Origin of the sequence: Odoribacter sp. Z80, assembly GCF_009935865.1 — a bacterium.
Taxonomy (GTDB): domain Bacteria; phylum Bacteroidota; class Bacteroidia; order Bacteroidales; family Marinifilaceae; genus Odoribacter.
In genome coordinates, this window is the sequence record NZ_QWEL01000001.1 from 365,323 (window position 1) to 384,808 (window position 19,486).

Genomic DNA, 19,486 nt, shown 5'->3' on the forward strand with positions numbered 1-19,486 from the left:
CGTAAGAATGTCATTATAGAACATTTTTACGAACCTTATTTTTTTCTTCCCGTTTAAGTAACTATACTAAAAAAAAAAGTTATGGAAACGAAAGACTCTTACATTCCCGGCAATCGGTATTGGTGGCTCATGCTGATTATCGGTATCTTGTCCATTTTTTGCGGTATCTGGGTATTCCGGCATCCCGTGGAATCTTATTTTGCACTGGCTGTATACTTCAGTATCATGTTCATCCTTTTCGGAATCGGTGAAATCATATCTGCTTCCACCGGTACCCGTTATCGGAACTGGGGTTGGGGGCTTGCAGCCGGTATTTTAGATCTGGTCATCGGTTTTTTCCTCCTGTTCAATCTCGGGTGGACGATAGATGCACTGCCCTATCTGGTTGGCTTCATCCTCATGTTCACCGGCATCGGATTTATCGGCCAATCCTCCCAAATGCAGGCGCTCAGACTGCCCAACTGGGGATGGTTACTTACCGGAGGCATACTCACCCTGATTTTTTCCTTCCTCATTATTTTTCACCCTTTGTTCGGCGTTTTCAATATCATTGTCTGGACCGGACTGGCCTTTATTTTCGGCGGCATTTCAGCCATTCTGTATTCATTCAGTTTAAAAAGGTATTATAACAAATAATGCTGCAATAAAGAAATAAGAATACCGATAACAACGGAAGCCCCCAACAAGGGGAATGAACAACGGGAATTTCCTCTGCCAAACGCCACCACCAACGGTAAGGCCAAAGCAGAGGAAATAATTATTCCTTTCCACCACCAGGCAACCCAAGGCAATGTGAAATGTTGCACAATATACGGCATCATAAAAAACAAAAGGAATACCGATAACAAAGAATACTTATCTGCCTTCCTTTTCAGTAAGGGAAGAATGCCCGTAAAACCAGCCACTATGCCGATTAAAATAACAATTAAATTCGCTTTTAACATATCTCACGATTAAATAAAATCTCCTTGCCAAAACCAACAATCGTCCCATTTGCCCTGTCTCTCTATTTCTTGCGCGAAAATTCCAAATACAGCAGACCCGCTACCCGTCATTGCTGCATACAAAGCTCCGCTTTCATACAAATCCCGCTTCAAATCCATAATACGAGGATATTTTGCTCCGACTGTTTTTTCAAAATCATTTCCCACCTTATCTCTCCATGCGTCCAACGGGCAGTCAGGCAATTCCCGTAAATTACATCTTGCGGGAGCAGGTGTAATCCCGGCATAAGCCTCGGGAGTGGAAACCCCGAACTCCGGTTTCAACAAAACAATCCGGTATTTCTTCAAATCAAGCGACAATTCCTCTAATACTTCCCCCTTTCCGGAAGCAAAAGCCGGTCTTCCGGTTATAAAAAAAGCACAGTCACTCCCCAAACGGGAGGCATATTCCATCATTTTCTCCTGCGAAAGATTCAACTCAAAATACTCATTCAAAGCCTTCAGCATAAAAGCCGCATCAGAAGACCCTCCGCCCAACCCGGCCCCAAAGGGAATAACTTTGTGTAAATGAATATAGACTGCCGGCAAAGAATACTCCTCAGCAAGCAACCGGTAAGCTTTGACAATCAGATTCGCCTCCGGAACCCCTCCTACTTCGATTCCTGTATTCTTAAACTCATACTCCCCACTCTTTCCTTCTTTTCGCTGGATTTCCAGAATATCAGATAAACCGATAGGACAAAACACCGTCTCCAGGTTGTGAAAACCGTCTGACCTCTTCTCAACAACAAATAATCCGATATTGATTTTAGCATTCGGAAAAACAATCATTTCTTCTGACAAATTTAATTGATGCAAAGATAAGAATAATTGTTTTACCTGCTCTTTTTTTGTAACTTCGCCTCAGCAACAAGCGTAAATATTTTAATAAATTACTTGACTACATGATGAAAAAACGGATGATATTTTCCCTCGTATTTTTCTTTTTAAGTGTAGGAATTCTGTATGCACAGGAAATAAAATCCCTGACCACTGCTGAATTTCAAAAAGAAATCTGGGATTTCAAAAAAGAAAAATCTTTCAAATATCCGGGAGATAAACCCATCATTCTGGATTTATATGCCACCTGGTGTCCTCCCTGCAAAAAACTATCCCCTATTCTTGCAAATATCCAGAAAGAATACGGAAAAAAATTACAGATTTACAAAATAGATGTGGATAAAGAACCGGAACTGGCAGGGTTGTTTGAAGCGTCCAGCATCCCGACCCTGGTATTCATCCCCAAAACGGGCCACCCCTTTAAAATAGTCGGACTACGGCCTCAGGAACAATTGGAACAAATCATTACGGAAAAACTGGAAATAAAAAAATAACTTTTCCGGGTCAGGCCAAATCAACTGTCATTGTATGCTCGATAATTTACTGCAATGGGATTTACAAGCCCTGCTTGCCATCAATGGTGTTCATGCTCCTTTCTGGGATCATTTCATGTGGTTATTCACAGGTAAATGGATATGGATTCCCATGTATGCCAGCATCTTATTTGTCTTGCTCAAAAACTTTAGTTTACGATATACCATCCTGGCAGTTATTGCAATTGCCCTTACCATTACTTTTGCCGACCAGGTATGTGCCACCCTTATTCGTCCGCAGGTCCAGCGTTCACGTCCTTCCCGTCTCGGTCCCTTGATTCAGGAAAACAATGAAAAATCTATCAGGCTCATGGAAGCATTAGGGCAATTGAAAGACAAAAACGGACAATATCCCATTGAAAAAATACGCCTTCACGAAAGAAAACCGGGAGATTTCTACCGGGGAGGAAAATACGGATTTCCTTCCTGCCATGCCTCCAATTCATTTGCTTTAGCCTTTTTCCTTTTGCTATTTTTCAAAAAAAGAGGCTTAAGTTTGTTCATTCTTCTGTGGGCTGCCCTGAATTCTTACTCCCGGGCATACATCGGAGTACATTTTCCCGGCGACCTACTGGCAGGCATGGTCATCGGATTGACAGGAGCACTCCTGCTCTATTCCCTCCTGCGAAGAGTAAGCCGTCAATCCTGGACAAGCCCGGTATTTGGCACCGAACAGGAGAAACAACTTATTTTCCAGCCGGAAAAACTCAGATTTTCCGGAATCATTATTTATACAGGTTTAGCCACACTTGTTTTTATCCTTCTTTACTCCTGGTATCAACTATAAATGAAAACTCAGGCCGGTATGTTTCATAAAAGAAATCTTCTTTTTATAGGAATATCCTTATTGGCTGTTTTCTCCATAGCCGTATGGTTGGTGGGACAAGAAATCAATACCACGGCCAAAAGTATGCATAATGCTATGCTGAGGGAAATCGGAAATTACCGCTCCGACCTGTTGGCCCTCGACTTTGAGAAAACTGTAAATATATCCGAACATATCCGAAATTCCATAGAAAAAAAGAACTTGTCCGATACGGAATTACAGGCATTATTACACGGTTTGGTAAAACTGGACCCCAAAATTAGCCGGCTCTGGTATTCCGACCGACAGGGAAATTTTACCTGCATTGACTCCAGCGGAACCATCCCGGTAGATTCAGCATTAAAAAACTCGTTAGAAAAAATCATATCAACACCTCAGACCGGAGGAAAATTATACGATGACAACGGTATTCTTTACTGGAGCTTACACAACAATCTCCAAAACATATTTTACGGATTGGATATCTCTTTAAGAGATTTGCACAGCTATTTTGCTTCAAGAAAACCCTCCGTCCGAAGTTATGCCTATGTGGTAAACAGTGACGGCATCACCATCGTCCATCCGGACGAAAATAAAATAGGCCAATCGGTTGCAGAAACGGAAAGCCTTCAAAAATTCCGTGAAGTTCTCAATAGCAATAAACCCCTTCAGGATTCCGGCTATTCTCAGTATCTCCTTTTACCGGTGGAACGCATTTTTTATCCCATTACCGTCGGAAATGAAAAATGGGTAGTCATCATCAATGTCCCCGATCTGATTACCGAAAAAGAAATGGGCGAATTTCATCGCTATACTATTTTCATCGTTATTATGACTGTCATACTATTCAGCCTCCTTCTGGCCATTTCACAATACCAATGGAGAAAAGAATATGACCGACGGAAGAAACTGGAACAGGAAACCATACAACTGAATCTGCAGGAACTAAAAAACCAGGTGAATCCCCACTTCCTGTTTAATTCGCTGAACTCGCTGAATGCCATGATCGGGGAGAACCCGGCCCTGGCCAAAGAATTTGTACTCAAACTCTCGAAAATATACCGCTACGTCCTCGAAAAAAGAAAAGAAAACTTCGTTCCGGTCCGGGAAGAAATTGTATTAATCAGGCACTACTACTTTCTGCAAAAAATCCGGTTAGGAGAACAATTAAAATTAATTATCTCAGAAACAGCAACGGAAGAAGAACGCGTTATCCCGCTGATGAGTCTTCAGATGTTGGTTGAGAATGCCATCAAACACAATGAAATTACCCGCGAAAATCCACTAACGATACGCATCTACAAAGAAAAAGAGGAACTCATCGTTGAAAATACCTACCACCCCCGTTCCGACATAGCAAAAGATTCCTTAGGAATAGGTTTCAGTAATATCCGGAAAATTTATGAATATTGCTCCGACCGGAAGTTTTCGTATAAGCGGGAAGGAGAGCTCTTTATCTGTCGTCTGCCTCTACTTTAGCCTCCCGCTCTTTCCCCTGCAATTCGTTAAAACAATGACGGCAAATGGGTTCATAATCCTGGAATTCCCCCAGTACCACCAACTTATCACTATCGGAAAGCCGATGAGAATGATTGGCTAAATTCCCGCAACGGACACAAACCGCATGTACTTTGGTTACATATTCAGCAACTGCCATCAAGGCAGGCATAGGGCCAAAAGGATTTCCCTGATAATCCATATCCAATCCCGCAACGATCACACGGATACCATGATCGGCCAAGGTTTTGCAAACCGTCACAATATTCGCATCGAAAAACTGGGCCTCATCAATTCCAACCACATCCACATCACCTGTCAACAACAGAATAGTTCCGGAATTTTCAACAGGAGTACAACGGATGGCAGTTGCATCATGCGACACCACATCTTCCTCCGAATAACGAACATCCACTTTCGGTTTAAATATCTCCACCCTTTGCCTGGCAAACTGGGCCCGCTTCAATCGTCTGATGAGTTCTTCAGTTTTGCCGGAAAACATAGACCCGCACACCACTTCTATCCAGCCAGCCCGGTTAGCACTTTCCAAAAACATATTTTAGATTTTCACTGATCTGATTTAACCAATTGAAAAATAAACTTTTAGCAGAGTATTTGGGAAACAAAGGTAACAACTAACAATCGTGCGGATTTAAATGATTTGCAATACCATGCAGCCAGATAACTCTTTGTATCGGCAAAGGTATAACTATTATTTGAATGGACAAGCTATGTCCAAAATTTGTATCAGTTATATTTTGCAACAAATAAAATATTAGATAATTTCGCGGCCTAAATCATAAAACTATATAACGTATGCCATATTGGACGGAGATGTATCTGAAAGTAATTTTACACGTCTGAATGACTATTGGAATATCGAAGAACAAGCAATGACTGCACTTGCCCAATGGGAAATGAGGCATATCACACTGAATACGACATTAAATACTTTAAGCGGCGAAGAAAAAAGAAAAATGCTTTACGACTCTATCTGCTGGTCTGAATCGTTTTTACCGCAATAAAATCATAAAAAATCCGCTAAAAAGCGACCGACGGCTTCGCAGACTTGCAAGGAAGAACAAGTATAATGATTGATTAAAACCGCAAAAACAAGTGTCTCTCCGGTATTTGTCATGAGATAACCCGCCAGGCAACGCACTCCTGACATGGAGCCTGTCTTGGCCCGGAGTTTTCCCTGAAGCTGAGGCAAACGACGGCAATAAGCGTTCAGACCCGGGTCCCGGCCGGCCACCGGCAACGAACGTATAAAAGACTCTTCCCCATCCCGGTAAGCCTTCAATAACAAATCTGTAAAGACCCGGGCCGGTACGGCATTCAGAACAGACAAACCGCAGGCATCTTTTAAAACCATCCCGGCAGTGGAAATTCCTGCCTCCCGGAATGACAACTCCACCTGTTCCGGCCATTTCCCTGCTCCAGCTAACCGACCTAACGCCTCAGCAAAAAGATTTATACTGGATTTGTTAGTATGGTATACTATTTCTTCCAAATAAGGAGATTGCAAAGAAAGAAGCATCACTCGCTCACCTTCCGGTAAGATTTCATCAGCAACCGGAATATCCCGTTTTTTCATTTCTTCTTTCAGCTCGTGTTCAAATACCCGTGCAGGGTGATGCATCGCCCCCTTCACCTGAAAAGCCTCCCTCCGGCAGGGAATTGTCCCCTTTACACATATCAGGGAACTGTAAGGCCCTCCATATATCCAGGCATTGTCCGTATTCCGGGGAGAAGCATATACTTCATTGCAAATCTCTATACCGGGCAAAGCAGGCCGGACGCCTGTCAGACGAGTCAATTCACCGGCTTCTCCGGATTGAAAAGTCAAAACATAAGTATTATCACGGTAATTAAAAGAATGGCACAGAGCCCCATAATAATTAGATATGTCCTCCCATAACCAGGAGCCCGGAATTGCCTCTTCTTTTGGAGTCTCCTCCACTAAAATTCTCCCCCGAATCTTCTGAATTTTCAGTTCTTCTATTTTCCGGAATACGGTCTCCATCAAATCATGATGCAGAAAATAGCGGGAATTCCAACAAGGATCACCACCGGCTTGAACAACCAAATCCCCCTCTAACACTCCGTTCCGTACCTTTCCGGAATAACAAACTGTAGTCGTATAGCGAAACTGTTTACCTTTTATTTGCAAAGCCAGATAAGTAGGTATCAGTTTAATAACAGAAGCCGGGGTCAACGCCATCTGTGAAGCATAAGCCGCCACCTCTTTTCCGTCTCCAACGCGTCGCACAGAAATCCCGACAGCAGCATGCTCCAGGCCCGGAGTTGACAAAAAACGCCGTAAACCATCCTGCCCATACACCGGGAAAATAAACACCATTCCCAGCAAAACACTCCATATTTTCTCAAACATTTGTTACTCAGGCATCTATTGTTTTCAGTATCTTTTCCACTTCCTCTTCCGTTTCATGCAACTTGGATTTACAAAAAGCGATCAATTCAGATACCCTTTTCACCTTGCTGCTCAATTCATCTATATCCAATTGATTATTCTCCAACTGGGCTACAATCCCCTCAATCTCCGCCATTGCTTCTTTGTAATTCAATTTCTGAGCTTCCATAATAAAAATCTATTTTTCCATGACCTTACTACTTACTTTTCCTTGGGCCATTTCCGTTTCTATACAATCACCAGGTTTCAATAAAGCGGCATCTCTCACAGCCTTACCGTTCAGACGGGTAATAGAATATCCCTGTTTCAGCACTCTGTTCGGGTCAACATATTTCACCATCGTCATAACCATCTCCAGGCGCCTCTGCCGCTCCTCCAGCATCCGGCCTGCTTTTTGCCCTACCCCTTCCTTCAAACGGTGCAAGCAATCCTTTTGCCGCTCCAACAACAATACAATCCTGTTTTCCAACCGGTCTTTCAGTTTCTCAAAACCGGACTGCCGGGTGCCCATATATAACTGAGTGGCACGCTCCACCCGGTGAGACAATATTTTCAACGAAGTACCCTCCCCGGCCAGCAAAGCCTGGACCGAACGTTTCAATCCGGACATTCCGGTCAATTGCCGGACTGCTTCCTGATGCATCAATTCCCGCACTCCCATCCGGAAACGATGCTTCCGGTCCTCCAAGCACTTTTCCTGCTCCTGAAAAGCCTCAATAAGAAATGCAGCTGCAGCAGTCGGAGTCTTTACCCGCATATAAGCCACCCGGTCTACGATTGTCTCATCCCGTTCATGACCTATTCCGGCAATAACAGGAAGAGGAAACTGAGCCACATTCGATGCCAGTTCATAACTGTCAAAACATCCCAAATCCGTCTGAGAGCCGCCACCGCGAATAATGACAACCACATCAAACAAAGACTCATATTCATAAATCCGGTCCAAAGCGGCAATGACCGACTCTGCTGTTTTTTCTCCTTGCATGACAGCCGGAAACAACCGGATATGAAAACGATAATGATAGGGGTTCTGTTCCAGCTGATTTCTGAAATCTCCCCAGCCGGCCGCCGTCGGAGAAGAAATAACCGCAATATTCTTCGGCAACGCGGGGAAAGCAAGCCCCCGGTTCATATCCATAATCCCCTCTTCCTGCAATTGTAACAAAATCTCCTGCTTTTTACGCTCCAAATCCCCTACCGTATAAGTAGGGTCAATATCCTTTACATTCAGGGAGAAACCATAAACCTCATGAAAAACCACCTCCACATTCAGCAAAACTTTCATTCCTTTCGATAAACTACGCCCTGTCACCGTCTCAAAATAAGGGCGTAAAGTACGGAAAACAAAAGCCCAGATAGTTGCTCTGGCCGTTGCCACAATATTACTGTCCTCCTCCTTTTTATCTGCCAATTGCAAATAACAGTGACCCGAACTATTCAACTGAATCTCAGTAATCTCCGCCGTAATCCATACAGCTTCCGCAAAGTCCCTTTTCAAGACCTGTTTTATCCGATTGTTCAGATCATATAAAGTAAAGGCTTCCATATTACTTCATTCCAGTCAAACGCATATAAGCCTCCGGGTCGTCTGCAAAAACAGCCGGATCGGGAATTTCTTTCCCGGAAATCATCATCTCATCCAACTTACGGCTTTCTTCCGTCTCCTCCTCCGCAGCATCTTCCGCCACTCCGTTATGGTATATTTTTACTTTCAACAATTCCCCTTTTTCATCATAAAATTCCCATTTCCCTTCTTTCCGGTCGTTCCGGTATTTTCCCTGAACCCGCAAAACTCCCTTTTGGTCATAACTCCGCACTTCACCGTCTATCTTTCCCAAATGGTAACAAGCCTGCAACCGGAGCTGTCCGTTCTCATAATACAACTTCCATCCACCATCCGGTTTCCCGTTCCTCCAGGTTTTGCATCCGGCCATTTCCCCCGATTGAAAATAACTGAGACTCTCCCCATCCAAAACATTATTCCGGTAATTCTCCTCCGCCAGCAAATCATCTCCTTTCAGGAATTTCCATACTCCGGTCTTTAACTTATTCACATATTTTCCGGTCGACATATATTTACCATCCCGGCTATACAGGATAGCTTCCACCGTATCTCCACGATATTCCATTTCAGCTTGCACCTTCCCGTCCGGATAATAACGAACCATCTTACCCACCGGCCTCCCGTCCGAAAAATATCCTTTGTAACGGACCGAACCGTCCGGATAGGTGCCGGTTCTGAGTTCCTGTCCCCAACAGCCTAACCCTCCCAGACAACAAAAAATCAAAAAACAAAACACATACTTCATAAAAATCACAGCTTCACCGTTTTATTCAACTCATCAATATAATCCAGCAATTCTTCCCGTCCCAAATGTTTTTCGGCAGAAGTCATAAAAGCCATCGGTGTGGTTTCCCAAGTGTCCAGCATAACCCTTTGATAATTGGCAATACAATCCCTTCTCTGCGTTGCAGTCAATTTATCGGCCTTTGTAAAAACCATGACAAAAGGCACTCCATTCTCCCCCAACCATTCCATAAATTCCAGGTCAATCCGCTGAGGCTCCAGACGACTATCCACCAACACAAAAAGACACACTAAATTCTCCCTCTTTAAAATATAATCCCGGATCATTTTTTCAAATTGCTGACGCAGCGACTCACCCACCCGGGCATATCCATAACCGGGAAGGTCAACCATATACCAATCATCATTGATCAGAAAATGATTGATCAGTTGGGTTTTTCCGGGTCTCGCAGCTGTCTTGGCCAACTTCCTGTTATCCGTCAGCATATTAATCAAAGAAGATTTACCGACATTGGACCGGCCGATAAAAGCATATTCATGCCTGTCCGGCCGGGGACATTTAACCATTGTAGAATTACTGACAACAAACTCTGCTTTTACAATATCCATAACTTAAAATTGAGGATTTCTACAAAAATAATTTTTTCATAGTGCCGGAACAAACTGTTTCAGCCTTCTTTTTCCTCGGCAGAAATCAATCCGGCAGGTATATCTTTTCCATTTTTTCGGGATTTCACACCCAATTCTTTCAGTTTCAAAGTCTGGGTAATCAGATTCCCATTTCCCTCTTTCAACCGATTCAATACCTGGCCGTAAACATCCTGTGTCTTGCGGATATGGTCTCCTAAAACCGTAAAACTTTCCAGAAAGGCAATACATTTATCATACAACCGGGCTCCCCGGTCTGCTATCTCCTGGGCATTCCGGTTCTGATATTCACGGCTCCACAAATCTGCCGTCAGTTTCAGGGAAACAATCAGATTCGCCGGACTCAGCAAAAGCACCCGTTTGCGATAGGCTTCACTCCATAAAGCCGGGTCCGTCTGCATAGCCAACACATAAGAAGCCTCGTTGGGGATAAACATCATGACAAAATCGGCAGAACCGTTCGTCCAATCACAATAATTCTTCTGTGACAACTCTTCAATATGCTTGCGGACCGATTGCAGATGAGCCTTCTGCGCCATCTCCCGCTCCTCCTCACCCGAAGCGTTACAGTAATTGACATAGGCTGTCAAAGATACTTTCGAATCGATAATGACTCTACGATTATCAGGATAAACCACTACCACATCCGGACGCATCAGATTGCCCCTATCCCCATGCACCACCCGGTTCGATTCATCCCGCAAGGTTTCCTGTACAAAGTACTCCCGCCCCTTGGTCAAACCGGAATTTTCCAGAATACGTTCCAGTATCATTTCTCCCCAGTCTCCCTGTGTTTTCGTATTGCCCTTCAAAGCTCTGGTCAGATTCTCTGCATCCAGGCGGATCTGGTTGTTCAACTGAACCAATTCGGCAATCCTCCGTTCCAATACAGTACGTTCAGTCGCCTCCTTATGATAAGCTTCATCCACCTTCTTCCGGAACTCCTCAATATCTTTATTCAAAGGTTGCAGTATTTTTTCGATATTTTCACGGTTGGTCTCTGTAAAACGCCTGGCTTTATCTTCCAGAATCTCTGAAGCCAGATTCCGGAATTGGTCTGCCATCAATTGCTGAATCCCGCCGGTCTCTTTCTGTTGGAGCAAAAGTTTCTCTGTAGTCAGCCGTAAATTCTCCCTCAAACGCTCCGATTCCTGCAAAGCAGCCAATCGCTGCTCCCCCAGTTCCCCGGCCTGCCTGCGTGTTTTTTCCAATTCCTCCTGCAACCAATTCACTTTCATGAATAAAGCCTTCCTGCCACCGTACATACCTAAAAAGACGCATAACCCGCCTGCCAGTATTCCGACTATAATTCCAATCATATCCATCATAAAAGTGCTTTATCCGACAAAGCATTAATACGCCACCTTATCCTCTTCCTGCGTCCAGCAACGGAATTCCTCTCCGGACAACGGCAATTTTTCCCTGCGGAAAGGAATGGTACGTTCCTCCTGTGGCAACACAATTTCCCGGTATATAAACGAATCGTCAAACCCCGCCTGTGCAGCATCGTCCTTCGTAGCCGCATAATACACCCGAGCAGGACGAGCCCAGTAAATAGCTCCAAGACACATCGGACAAGGCTCACAACTGCAATATATATCACATCCGGTCAACTGATGCGTAGCCAACCTGCGGCAAGCCTCACGAATAGCATTCACCTCCGCATGAGCCGTAGGATCGCAGTCCAGAGTAACTGTGTTAGCCGCAGCAGCAATCACCTCTCCATTTCTGACCACCACCGCCCCAAAGGGACCGCCAGTGCCGTTTTTCACATTTTCTACTGCCAACCGGACAGCTTCCTGCATAAATTCCTTCCTGTACATCAGAATAGCTCTATTAACGACTTTTCTTCCCTGTTTCAGGGATTTTTGTTCCGGTATCCGGCAATCTTTTGCTATACCACAACATAAACACCCCCGCAAGAATAAAAGGAATACTCAGCCTCTGTCCCATATTCAACACCTGCGTAATCTCAAAATTCTCCTGTACATCCTTGAAAAACTCAATGACAAAACGCGCAGAAAAGATAAGTATCAGAAACATTCCAAAAATAAATCCCATCTTTTTTCTGACCTGCGTCTTCCAGTATAAATACAGCAATACTCCGAAACTCACTAAATAACAGATAGCCTCATACAGCTGGGCCGGATGCCGGCTTAAATATACTCCCCCGGAATCCCGGAAAGCAATCCCGCTTTTCATGAGTTCATCAATAGAAGTACCTACCCCCAAAGGAACAACAAACTTGGCTACCCATGCCTGACGCAAGGTTTCTTCAATAGTATTGTTTTCAACCAGCCATCGCAAATCATTGTTGTGTAAAAAATGAAATCCCCAGGGTACGGTTGTCGGCGCTCCCACAATCTCAGAATTCATCAAGTTGCCCATCCGGATAAAAAATCCCGCCAAAGCAATGGGTATCACCGCCCGGTCCAGAATCCAGAAAATGGATTTCTTACTCACCTTACGGGAATAATACCACAATCCGGCAATAATTCCGATAGCAGCACCGTGACTTGCCAATCCCTGGTATCCCGTAAACTCAAATTCCGGATAAAAACGTACGGGCAAAATCATCTCCAGGGGATGCTGGCTGTAATAAGCCCAATCATAAAAAATACAATGCCCCAAACGCGCACCGACAATGGTTGCAACAGCTACATATATCCATAACTTATCCAACCAAGCAATAGGCAATCCCTCCGACTTAAACATTCTTTCCTCTACTTTGTACCCAAAAACAAAAGCCAAAGCAAACAAAAGGCCGTAATAACGAACGGATATACCGCCTAAATGAAATATTTCGGGACTCACCTCCCAATCAATGAACAGTGATAACATCCTTGTCTGTTTAAAGTTGGCAACTTAAAAACACTTACTCGTTTTTCCGTGGCAGTTTTTATATTTCAATCCGCTTCCGCAAGGACAAAGGTCATTTCGTCCCACCTTCGGTCCCACTTTCACCGGCTCATGATGTACAGGTCCCCGGTTACCGGCCCCGGAAGCCTGTGCCTCCGTACGGCTTTCCCGCATCCTGCTCAAATCCGTGCGGCGCTGCTCCGCCTCCCGCACATGCTCCGGTTCCTGCATCGGTATCTGTCCTTTCATCAAAGTAGATACCATTCCCTTGTTGATTTTCTCTACCATGGCCTTAAACAAATTATAGGCTTCAAACTTATAAATCAATAAAGGATCCTTTTGTTCATACGCCGCATTTTGTACCGACTGTTTCAAATCGTCCATCTCCCGCAAATGTTCCTTCCATGCGTCATCAATATGGGCCAGGATAACCGACTTCTCAAAAGAACGCATCATATCCTCCCCGTTGGAACGATAGGCTTTCTCCAGATTAGTAACCACACTATACATCTTCACCCCGTCAGTAAAAGGAACAACTATATTTTTAAATACATCTCCACGCGTTTCAAATACATTCTTTATCACCGGAAAAGCTTGTTGGGCAATGGCTTCCACCTTACGTTGATATGCCTCCCGCACATACCGGTACAGCTGCTCCGTCAATTCATCCGGCCGGGCCTTCTGGAACTCTTCCGCATCCACTTCAAAATCAACGGACAACACCCTCAGCACTTCCAGGCGAAAACCTTCCGCATCATTTACCGGCTGATATTCCATCACAATAGACTCACACACGTCGTAGGTATTGTTGGCAACAGCCACTCCGATACGCTCACCCAGCAATGCCTGACGCCGTTGCTTATAAATAACGGTACGCTGGGAATTCATCACATCATCATACTCCAGCAACCGCTTCCGGATACCGAAATTATTCTCCTCCACTTTTTTCTGTGCCCGTTCTATAGAACGGGTAATCATAGAGTGCTGAATCACATCTCCCTCCTGGTGTCCCAAACGGTCCATCACTCGGATGATACGCTCGGAACTGAACAAACGCATCAAATCATCTTCCAAAGACACAAAAAACTGGGAAGAACCCGGGTCGCCCTGACGCCCCGAACGACCTCTCAACTGACGGTCTACACGACGGGAATCATGACGCTCCGTACCGATAATAGCTAAACCGCCCGCTTCTTTCACTTCAGGACTTAACTTGATATCCGTACCACGGCCGGCCATATTAGTTGCAATGGTAACTGTTTTCGACTGACCAGCTACAGCCACAATCTCAGCTTCTTTCTGATGTAATTTGGCATTCAACACATTGTGTTTAATCCCGCGTAATTTCAGCATACGGCTCAATAATTCGGACACTTCCACTGACGTTGTACCAACCAACACCGGCCGCCCTGCCTCTACTAATTTTACTATTTCTTCAATGACCGCATTATATTTTTCACGCTTGGTCTTGTACACAAAATCATTGGCATCGATCCGGACCACCGGCCGGTTAGTCGGAATAACCACCACATCTAACTTATAAATATCCCAGAATTCTCCCGCTTCCGTTTCTGCCGTACCCGTCATACCCGACAATTTATGATACATACGGAAATAATTCTGCAGCGTAATGGTTGCAAAAGTCTGTGTAGCCGCCTCCACTTTTACATTCTCTTTCGCTTCAATGGCCTGATGCAAACCGTCCGAATAGCGGCGTCCCTCCATAATACGCCCGGTCTGCTCATCCACAATCTTCACTTTATTATCCAATACCACATACTCTACATCCTTCTCAAATAAAGTATAAGCTTTCAGCAACTGACTCACTGTATGAACCCTCTCCGACTTCATGGCATAATTCTGGATCAATTCATCCTTCTTAGCCAGTTTCTCTTTTTCATCACCCGTTTCTTTCTCAATCTCAGCAATCTCAGTGCCAATATCCGGCAATATAAAGAACTTAGGGTCCTCTCCCGCAGCAGTAATCGTATCGTGACCTTTATCCGTCAAATCTATCGAATTCAGTTTCTCGTCAATCACAAAATACAACGGATCGGTAATCTCCGGCATTCTCCGGTTATTTTCCTGCATGTATTCGTTTTCCGTCTTAATCAGAATGGCCTTGTTTCCTTCTTCGCTTAAGAATTTAATCAAAGGCTTGTATTTAGGAAGTCCTTTGTGGGCCCGAAGCAATAATATTCCCCCTTCTTTGCGTTTCTTTGCATCATCGCTGGCTAACAATTCCCGGGCATCCTTAAAAATCTTCATCACCAACTCCTGCTGCATTTTCACCAGTCGTTCCACACGCGGCTTGTATTCGTCAAACAACTGATCATCTCCCTTAGGCACAGGACCCGAAATAATCAACGGCGTACGGGCATCATCAATCAACACCGAGTCCACCTCATCGACAATAGCATAATTGTGCTTCCGTTGCACCAGGTCCTCCGGATTGATAGCCATATTATCACGCAGGTAATCAAAACCGAATTCATTGTTGGTTCCGAAAGTAATATCAGCCATATAAGCTTTCCGGCGTTCGGGAGAATTGGGTTGATGCTTATCAATACAGTCCACGGAAAGACCATGGAACATATAAAGAGGCCCCATCCATTCCGAGTCGCGTTTGGCCAGATAATCATTCACAGTCACCATATGCACCCCACGGCCACTCAAGGCATTCAGGAATACCGGTAACGTAGCCACCAAAGTCTTTCCTTCTCCCGTAGCCATCTCTGCAATCTTTCCCTGATGCAATACCGAACCTCCAATCAATTGCACATCATAATGCACCATATCCCAGGTCACCTCATTACCACCTGCAATCCAGGAATTGAAATAAATTGCCTTATCCCCCTCTATCTCAACAAAATCATGTGCCACAGCCAAATCCCGGTCAAACTGAGTAGCTATTACCTCTATCTCCTTGTTTTCCTTAAAACGACGGGCAGTGTCTTTCATAACCGCAAAAGCACGCGGCATAATGTCAGTCAGCACTTCTTCCACTTTCTTATCTATCCGCTCTTCCAGTTTATCTACACGGTCATAGATTTCTTCACGCTCCTCTATCGACGGTTTTTCTTCATCAACTTTCCGTTTCAGAGAAGCAATTTCCTCTTCTTCTTCACGAATGTATTCCCTCACCTGTTTCTTCAAATCTTCTGCCACCGCACGAAGTTCGTCATGGCTCAGCCCTTTTATCTTCTCCCACTCTGCATTCACTTTCGCCACAATTGGAAGCAACTCTTTCATATCCCTGTCCGATTTATTACCGAACAGTTTTTTCAAAATATCATTAAAACCCATTTTAAATTTGAAATTAAAATTAAAAAATCATTCGACACCTCTCTTCCGGAAATAACCGGTACCTTCATCCGGACATGGTTATCCCCTGCCCGTTTCTGTTACCGTTTTACTCTCCGGGGGCCCTGATTTTATATGAAGTACGGCATAACGAACCGACTGCCGAATCTATCGTCCGGGGATAGTAATAAACCTGTCCGGCTACTTGCAAAAAAGAAGAAAGAAAATAGTCCGCCGGCAGACTATAATGGAATGATTCCTCTGTTTCTTCATCCAAACAGACAGAAACCACCTTAACGGTATGGGTAATGACCAGCCGGCAACGTTCCACTTTCAAAAGCTCACCATGCTGCTGGGCTTTCAAAGGCACAGACACAGCGCATCCCGCCATGACATACAACGCCGCCAATAAATACCTGTTCATTTCCATAGTTTACAAAGGTAATTGAAAATGTAAAAAGTGAAAAGTAAAATGACAATCTTTTACATTCAACTACTTCTTTTCACCAAATGCCAAATCGCCGGCATCTCCGATTCCGGGATTGATATAAGATTTCTCCGTCAATCCTTCGTCCAATGCAGCTGTCCACAAAGTCAGCGACTCCCCTGTCAGTTCTTTTTCCACATATTCCACCCCTGGCCGGCTGGCAATAACCGAAGCAATATGCGTATGCACAGGTTGTCCGCCTTGCTTTAACAACTCCCGGTAAGTAATCACCAACGATTTACCGGTTGCCAGCATCGGATCCACCAATAGCAACTGCTTGCCCGTCAGGTCAGGAGTATAGATGGAATCAAAACGGATCTCTATCTGGCCGTCCGTCCGGTTATATGCACGGCGGGCAGACACAAAAGCACTTCCTGCATGGTCAAAATAATTCAGGAAACCCTGATGAAAAGGTAATCCGGCACGCAATACTGTGGCAATGACTACTTCCTGCGAAGGTAAAATCACTTCACACGAATGAATCGGAGTCTGGACAGTCACCGGAGAATAAGCAAACGTCTTACTGATTTCATAGGCCAGCACTTCCCCTATCCGTTCCAGATTACGCCGGAAACGCATACGGTCTGTCTGTATATCCCGGTTTCTGATTTCCGCCAGAAAAGTATTGAGTACAGAAGGTTGAACATCAATCGTGTTTATCATTTTTTTATTTTTTAATAATCTCCTTCGCTTTTATAAAAATCTTTGATTCTTTGTTCGTTTATTTTACGGCAAATCAGGAGGTTCCCCTCTTTTTCCGCAACAATGTAATCGTCGAGTCCTTCAACAATAACCTGTTTCCCATCCGGGACATGCACCAGGCAATTGGCGGAATCAATCATGCGGACAGATTTTCCGACAACCGCATTCTGCTTCTCATCCTTCGGCATCTGCCGGTAAAGAGTCCCCCACGTTCCCAGGTCCGACCACCCGAAATCCGCCGGAAAAACATATATATTCTCCGCTTTCTCCATGATAGCATAATCAATGGAAATATGGTCACATTTCTGGTAACGGGCGTTGATGATGTCCTGTTCTCCGTCAGTATTAAAAGACATACTAATATCATCAAATAAAGAAGCAAGCGAAGGCCGGTATCGGCGGAATGCTTTTTCTATGGTCCTGACATTCCACAAAAAAATTCCGGCATTCCAATAATATCCTCCCGTTTTCAAATATTGTTCTGCCACCTCCAATTCCGGTTTCTCCCGGAATCCTTCCACTTCAAATATTTCAGATTCCTGATTTCCTGCTCCTTTTACCTTGATATACCCATATCCCGTTTCCGGCCTCACAGGCAATATACCCAAAGTCAGAATCCGGTCCGACTCGGCAATAAAATCTAATCCTTTCCGGATAACCCGCCTGAATTCCGCCACATCCATAACCAGATGGTCGGCAGGAGAAACGACCAGATTAGCTTGCGGGTCTTTCAGTTTGATTTTCCAGACAGCATAAGCAATACAGGGGGCCGTATTCCGCATACACGGCTCTGATAAGATATTCTCCCCGGGAATTTCAGGCAATTGTTCTCTCACCAGCTCCCGATATTTTCCGGAAGTCACCACCCACACATTTTCTATCGGGCAAATTCCTGCAAAACGTTCCGCAGTCAATTGCAAAAGCGTCTTTCCCACTCCCAGCACATCTATAAATTGTTTGGGACGGACAGGTGTACTCATCGGCCAAAACCGGCTTCCCACCCCACCAGCCATAATCACCAGATGATTCATATCTTTCTATTAATAATATTCAAATTTACAATTATTTTTGATTTCCTATCCATTAAAATAGGTTTCTCGTTTTACAGCCGGCACTTCATACCGGTCACCGTCAGCACAAATAAAAGTATCCGGAAAGATGGCCTGTGCCTCAGGTAACAGGCACGACGGGTCAGTATAACGGGCCGAAAAATGCCCCAAAAGCAATTTCTTCGCCCCAGCCAATTTCGCCAGTATTGCCGCCTGCTCTGCAGTACTATGGTAAGTCTCTTTAGCTAATAAACCGTCTGCTTTACTATAAGTCGCCTCATGATAAAGCAAATCCACCCCCTGAACATATGCCGCAAAACGTTCCCGGAACAAGGTATCCGTCATATAGGCATACGAACGGGACGGAGGCGGGTCCACCGTCAGACGGGCATTGGAAACAATCTCTCCCTCCGGAGTGATGTAATCTGCCCCTTGTTTCAAATATTGCATAAAAGACAACGGCACCTGCCAGGCCGAAGCCATATCCTTCAGAATAGTCCGTTCACGCTCTTTCTCCCGGAATAAAAAGCCGCAAACAGGAGCCTCATAATGATGTTTTAAAGGAAAGGAAGTCACCGACACGACTTTATCTTCATAAATCGTCTCCTCCCTTCTGCCCAAAGCATGAAAAACAACAGGAAACAAAAAACGGCTGTGAAGAATCTTCATCTGGCACTGCAGGAACTCCTGCAAACGCCCGTCTGCATAGATATGCATCTCTCCCCTTCTCCCTTGTAAAGAAAGTGTAGATAAAAATCCCATCAAACCAAAAAAATGGTCGCCGTGCAGATGGGATATAAAAATATGATTAATCTTATTATAAGGTACATGAAAACGCCTTAACTGATGCTGGGTAGCCTCCGCACAGTCAATAAGAAACTGCCGCTCAAGTACATTAAGCACCTGAGCGGCAGAGTTTCTGTTGGAAGTGGGAACGGAAGAACCGCTCCCTAATATGGTCAACTCGAATTTCATGATTTACGTCTTGATGTCAAAATTATCTTTCTTTTGCTGCCATCAGCCATAAATCACCCATCC

21 protein-coding genes are annotated in these 19,486 nt (G+C 44.5%); 5 read left to right on the plus strand and 16 right to left on the minus strand.

Features of this window, described 5'->3' with window-relative positions:
* Positions 1–81 precede the first annotated feature (81 nt).
* Positions 82–636, plus strand: a complete 555-nt coding sequence (locus tag D1136_RS01525) for an HdeD family acid-resistance protein (RefSeq protein ID WP_161875853.1) — start codon at positions 82–84, stop codon at positions 634–636.
* On the opposite strand, the gene D1136_RS01530 is transcribed toward D1136_RS01525, so the two are convergent.
* Both D1136_RS01530 and ispE read right to left on the minus strand, forming a co-directional pair.
* The gene (locus tag D1136_RS01530; protein ID WP_161875854.1) at positions 624–944 is read right to left on the minus strand and encodes a hypothetical protein; all 321 of its coding nucleotides are present in this window, start codon (positions 942–944) and stop codon (positions 624–626) included. The two genes, D1136_RS01525 and D1136_RS01530, sit on opposite strands and share 13 nt — an antisense overlap.
* A gap of 9 nt (positions 945–953) precedes the next feature.
* Entirely contained in the window at positions 954–1,802 is an 849-nt protein-coding gene (gene ispE / locus D1136_RS01535; RefSeq protein ID WP_370461303.1) for a 4-(cytidine 5'-diphospho)-2-C-methyl-D-erythritol kinase, read from the minus strand.
* A gap of 86 nt (positions 1,803–1,888) precedes the next feature.
* Here ispE and D1136_RS01540 point away from each other — a divergent pair, with 86 nt between their 5' ends.
* The 3 genes from D1136_RS01540 to D1136_RS01550 are packed head-to-tail and all read left to right on the plus strand — an operon-like array spanning position 1,889 to position 4,640.
* On the plus strand, positions 1,889–2,317 hold the full coding sequence (locus D1136_RS01540) for a co-chaperone YbbN (protein WP_237566948.1): 429 nt from the start codon (positions 1,889–1,891) through the stop codon (positions 2,315–2,317).
* A 34-nt stretch (positions 2,318–2,351) separates the two neighbouring features.
* Positions 2,352–3,143, plus strand: coding sequence for a phosphatase PAP2 family protein (locus D1136_RS01545; protein ID WP_161875855.1), 792 nt, complete (start codon positions 2,352–2,354; stop codon positions 3,141–3,143).
* A gap of 18 nt (positions 3,144–3,161) precedes the next feature.
* Complete coding sequence (locus D1136_RS01550; RefSeq protein WP_161875856.1) at positions 3,162–4,640, plus strand: histidine kinase; 1,479 nt, start codon at positions 3,162–3,164, stop codon at positions 4,638–4,640.
* On the opposite strand, the gene D1136_RS01555 is transcribed toward D1136_RS01550, so the two are convergent.
* Positions 4,615–5,214, minus strand: a complete 600-nt coding sequence (locus D1136_RS01555; RefSeq protein ID WP_161875857.1) for a thymidine kinase — start codon at positions 5,212–5,214, stop codon at positions 4,615–4,617. The two genes, D1136_RS01550 and D1136_RS01555, sit on opposite strands and share 26 nt — an antisense overlap.
* Before the next feature lie 268 nt (positions 5,215–5,482).
* Between D1136_RS01555 and D1136_RS01560 the strand changes: the two genes are divergently transcribed.
* The gene (locus tag D1136_RS01560) at positions 5,483–5,683 is read left to right on the plus strand and encodes a hypothetical protein (protein WP_161875858.1); all 201 of its coding nucleotides are present in this window, start codon (positions 5,483–5,485) and stop codon (positions 5,681–5,683) included.
* A gap of 2 nt (positions 5,684–5,685) precedes the next feature.
* On the opposite strand, the gene dacB is transcribed toward D1136_RS01560, so the two are convergent.
* The 13 genes from dacB to D1136_RS01625 form a co-directional block, all read right to left on the minus strand.
* Positions 5,686–7,053 carry a D-alanyl-D-alanine carboxypeptidase/D-alanyl-D-alanine-endopeptidase gene (dacB, locus tag D1136_RS01565; protein WP_161875859.1) on the minus strand — a complete coding sequence of 456 codons (1,368 nt, stop codon included), beginning with the start codon at positions 7,051–7,053 and terminating at the stop codon, positions 5,686–5,688.
* A gap of 7 nt (positions 7,054–7,060) precedes the next feature.
* Positions 7,061–7,261: an exodeoxyribonuclease VII small subunit gene (gene xseB, locus D1136_RS01570; RefSeq protein ID WP_161875860.1), complete on the minus strand. Its 201-nt coding sequence runs from the start codon at positions 7,259–7,261 to the stop codon at positions 7,061–7,063.
* A 9-nt stretch (positions 7,262–7,270) separates the two neighbouring features.
* On the minus strand, positions 7,271–8,638 hold the full coding sequence (xseA, locus tag D1136_RS01575; RefSeq protein WP_161875861.1) for an exodeoxyribonuclease VII large subunit: 1,368 nt from the start codon (positions 8,636–8,638) through the stop codon (positions 7,271–7,273).
* Between the two features lies 1 nt (position 8,639).
* Entirely contained in the window at positions 8,640–9,401 is a 762-nt protein-coding gene (locus D1136_RS01580; RefSeq protein WP_237566949.1) for a toxin-antitoxin system YwqK family antitoxin, read from the minus strand.
* A gap of 5 nt (positions 9,402–9,406) precedes the next feature.
* Complete coding sequence (gene yihA, locus D1136_RS01585; RefSeq protein WP_161875863.1) at positions 9,407–10,009, minus strand: ribosome biogenesis GTP-binding protein YihA/YsxC; 603 nt, start codon at positions 10,007–10,009, stop codon at positions 9,407–9,409.
* Positions 10,010–10,068: 59 nt separating this feature from the next.
* Complete coding sequence (gene rmuC / locus D1136_RS01590; RefSeq protein ID WP_161875864.1) at positions 10,069–11,376, minus strand: DNA recombination protein RmuC; 1,308 nt, start codon at positions 11,374–11,376, stop codon at positions 10,069–10,071.
* 24 nt (positions 11,377–11,400) lie between these two features.
* Entirely contained in the window at positions 11,401–11,871 is a 471-nt protein-coding gene (locus tag D1136_RS01595) for a nucleoside deaminase (RefSeq protein ID WP_161875865.1), read from the minus strand.
* A gap of 13 nt (positions 11,872–11,884) precedes the next feature.
* On the minus strand, positions 11,885–12,889 hold the full coding sequence (lgt, locus tag D1136_RS01600; RefSeq protein ID WP_161875866.1) for a prolipoprotein diacylglyceryl transferase: 1,005 nt from the start codon (positions 12,887–12,889) through the stop codon (positions 11,885–11,887).
* Between the two features lie 24 nt (positions 12,890–12,913).
* Positions 12,914–16,213 carry a preprotein translocase subunit SecA gene (gene secA, locus D1136_RS01605; protein WP_161875867.1) on the minus strand — a complete coding sequence of 1,100 codons (3,300 nt, stop codon included), beginning with the start codon at positions 16,211–16,213 and terminating at the stop codon, positions 12,914–12,916.
* Between the two features lie 106 nt (positions 16,214–16,319).
* Positions 16,320–16,634 carry a hypothetical protein gene (locus D1136_RS01610; protein ID WP_161875868.1) on the minus strand — a complete coding sequence of 105 codons (315 nt, stop codon included), beginning with the start codon at positions 16,632–16,634 and terminating at the stop codon, positions 16,320–16,322.
* A gap of 69 nt (positions 16,635–16,703) precedes the next feature.
* A complete protein-coding gene (gene upp, locus D1136_RS01615; RefSeq protein ID WP_161875869.1) occupies positions 16,704–17,360 on the minus strand; it encodes a uracil phosphoribosyltransferase in 657 nt (218 codons plus the stop codon).
* Positions 17,361–17,371: 11 nt separating this feature from the next.
* Positions 17,372–18,430 carry a mannose-1-phosphate guanylyltransferase gene (locus D1136_RS01620; protein ID WP_161875870.1) on the minus strand — a complete coding sequence of 353 codons (1,059 nt, stop codon included), beginning with the start codon at positions 18,428–18,430 and terminating at the stop codon, positions 17,372–17,374.
* A gap of 45 nt (positions 18,431–18,475) precedes the next feature.
* A complete protein-coding gene (locus tag D1136_RS01625; protein ID WP_161875871.1) occupies positions 18,476–19,423 on the minus strand; it encodes a ribonuclease Z in 948 nt (315 codons plus the stop codon).
* Positions 19,424–19,486: the final 63 nt, after the last annotated feature.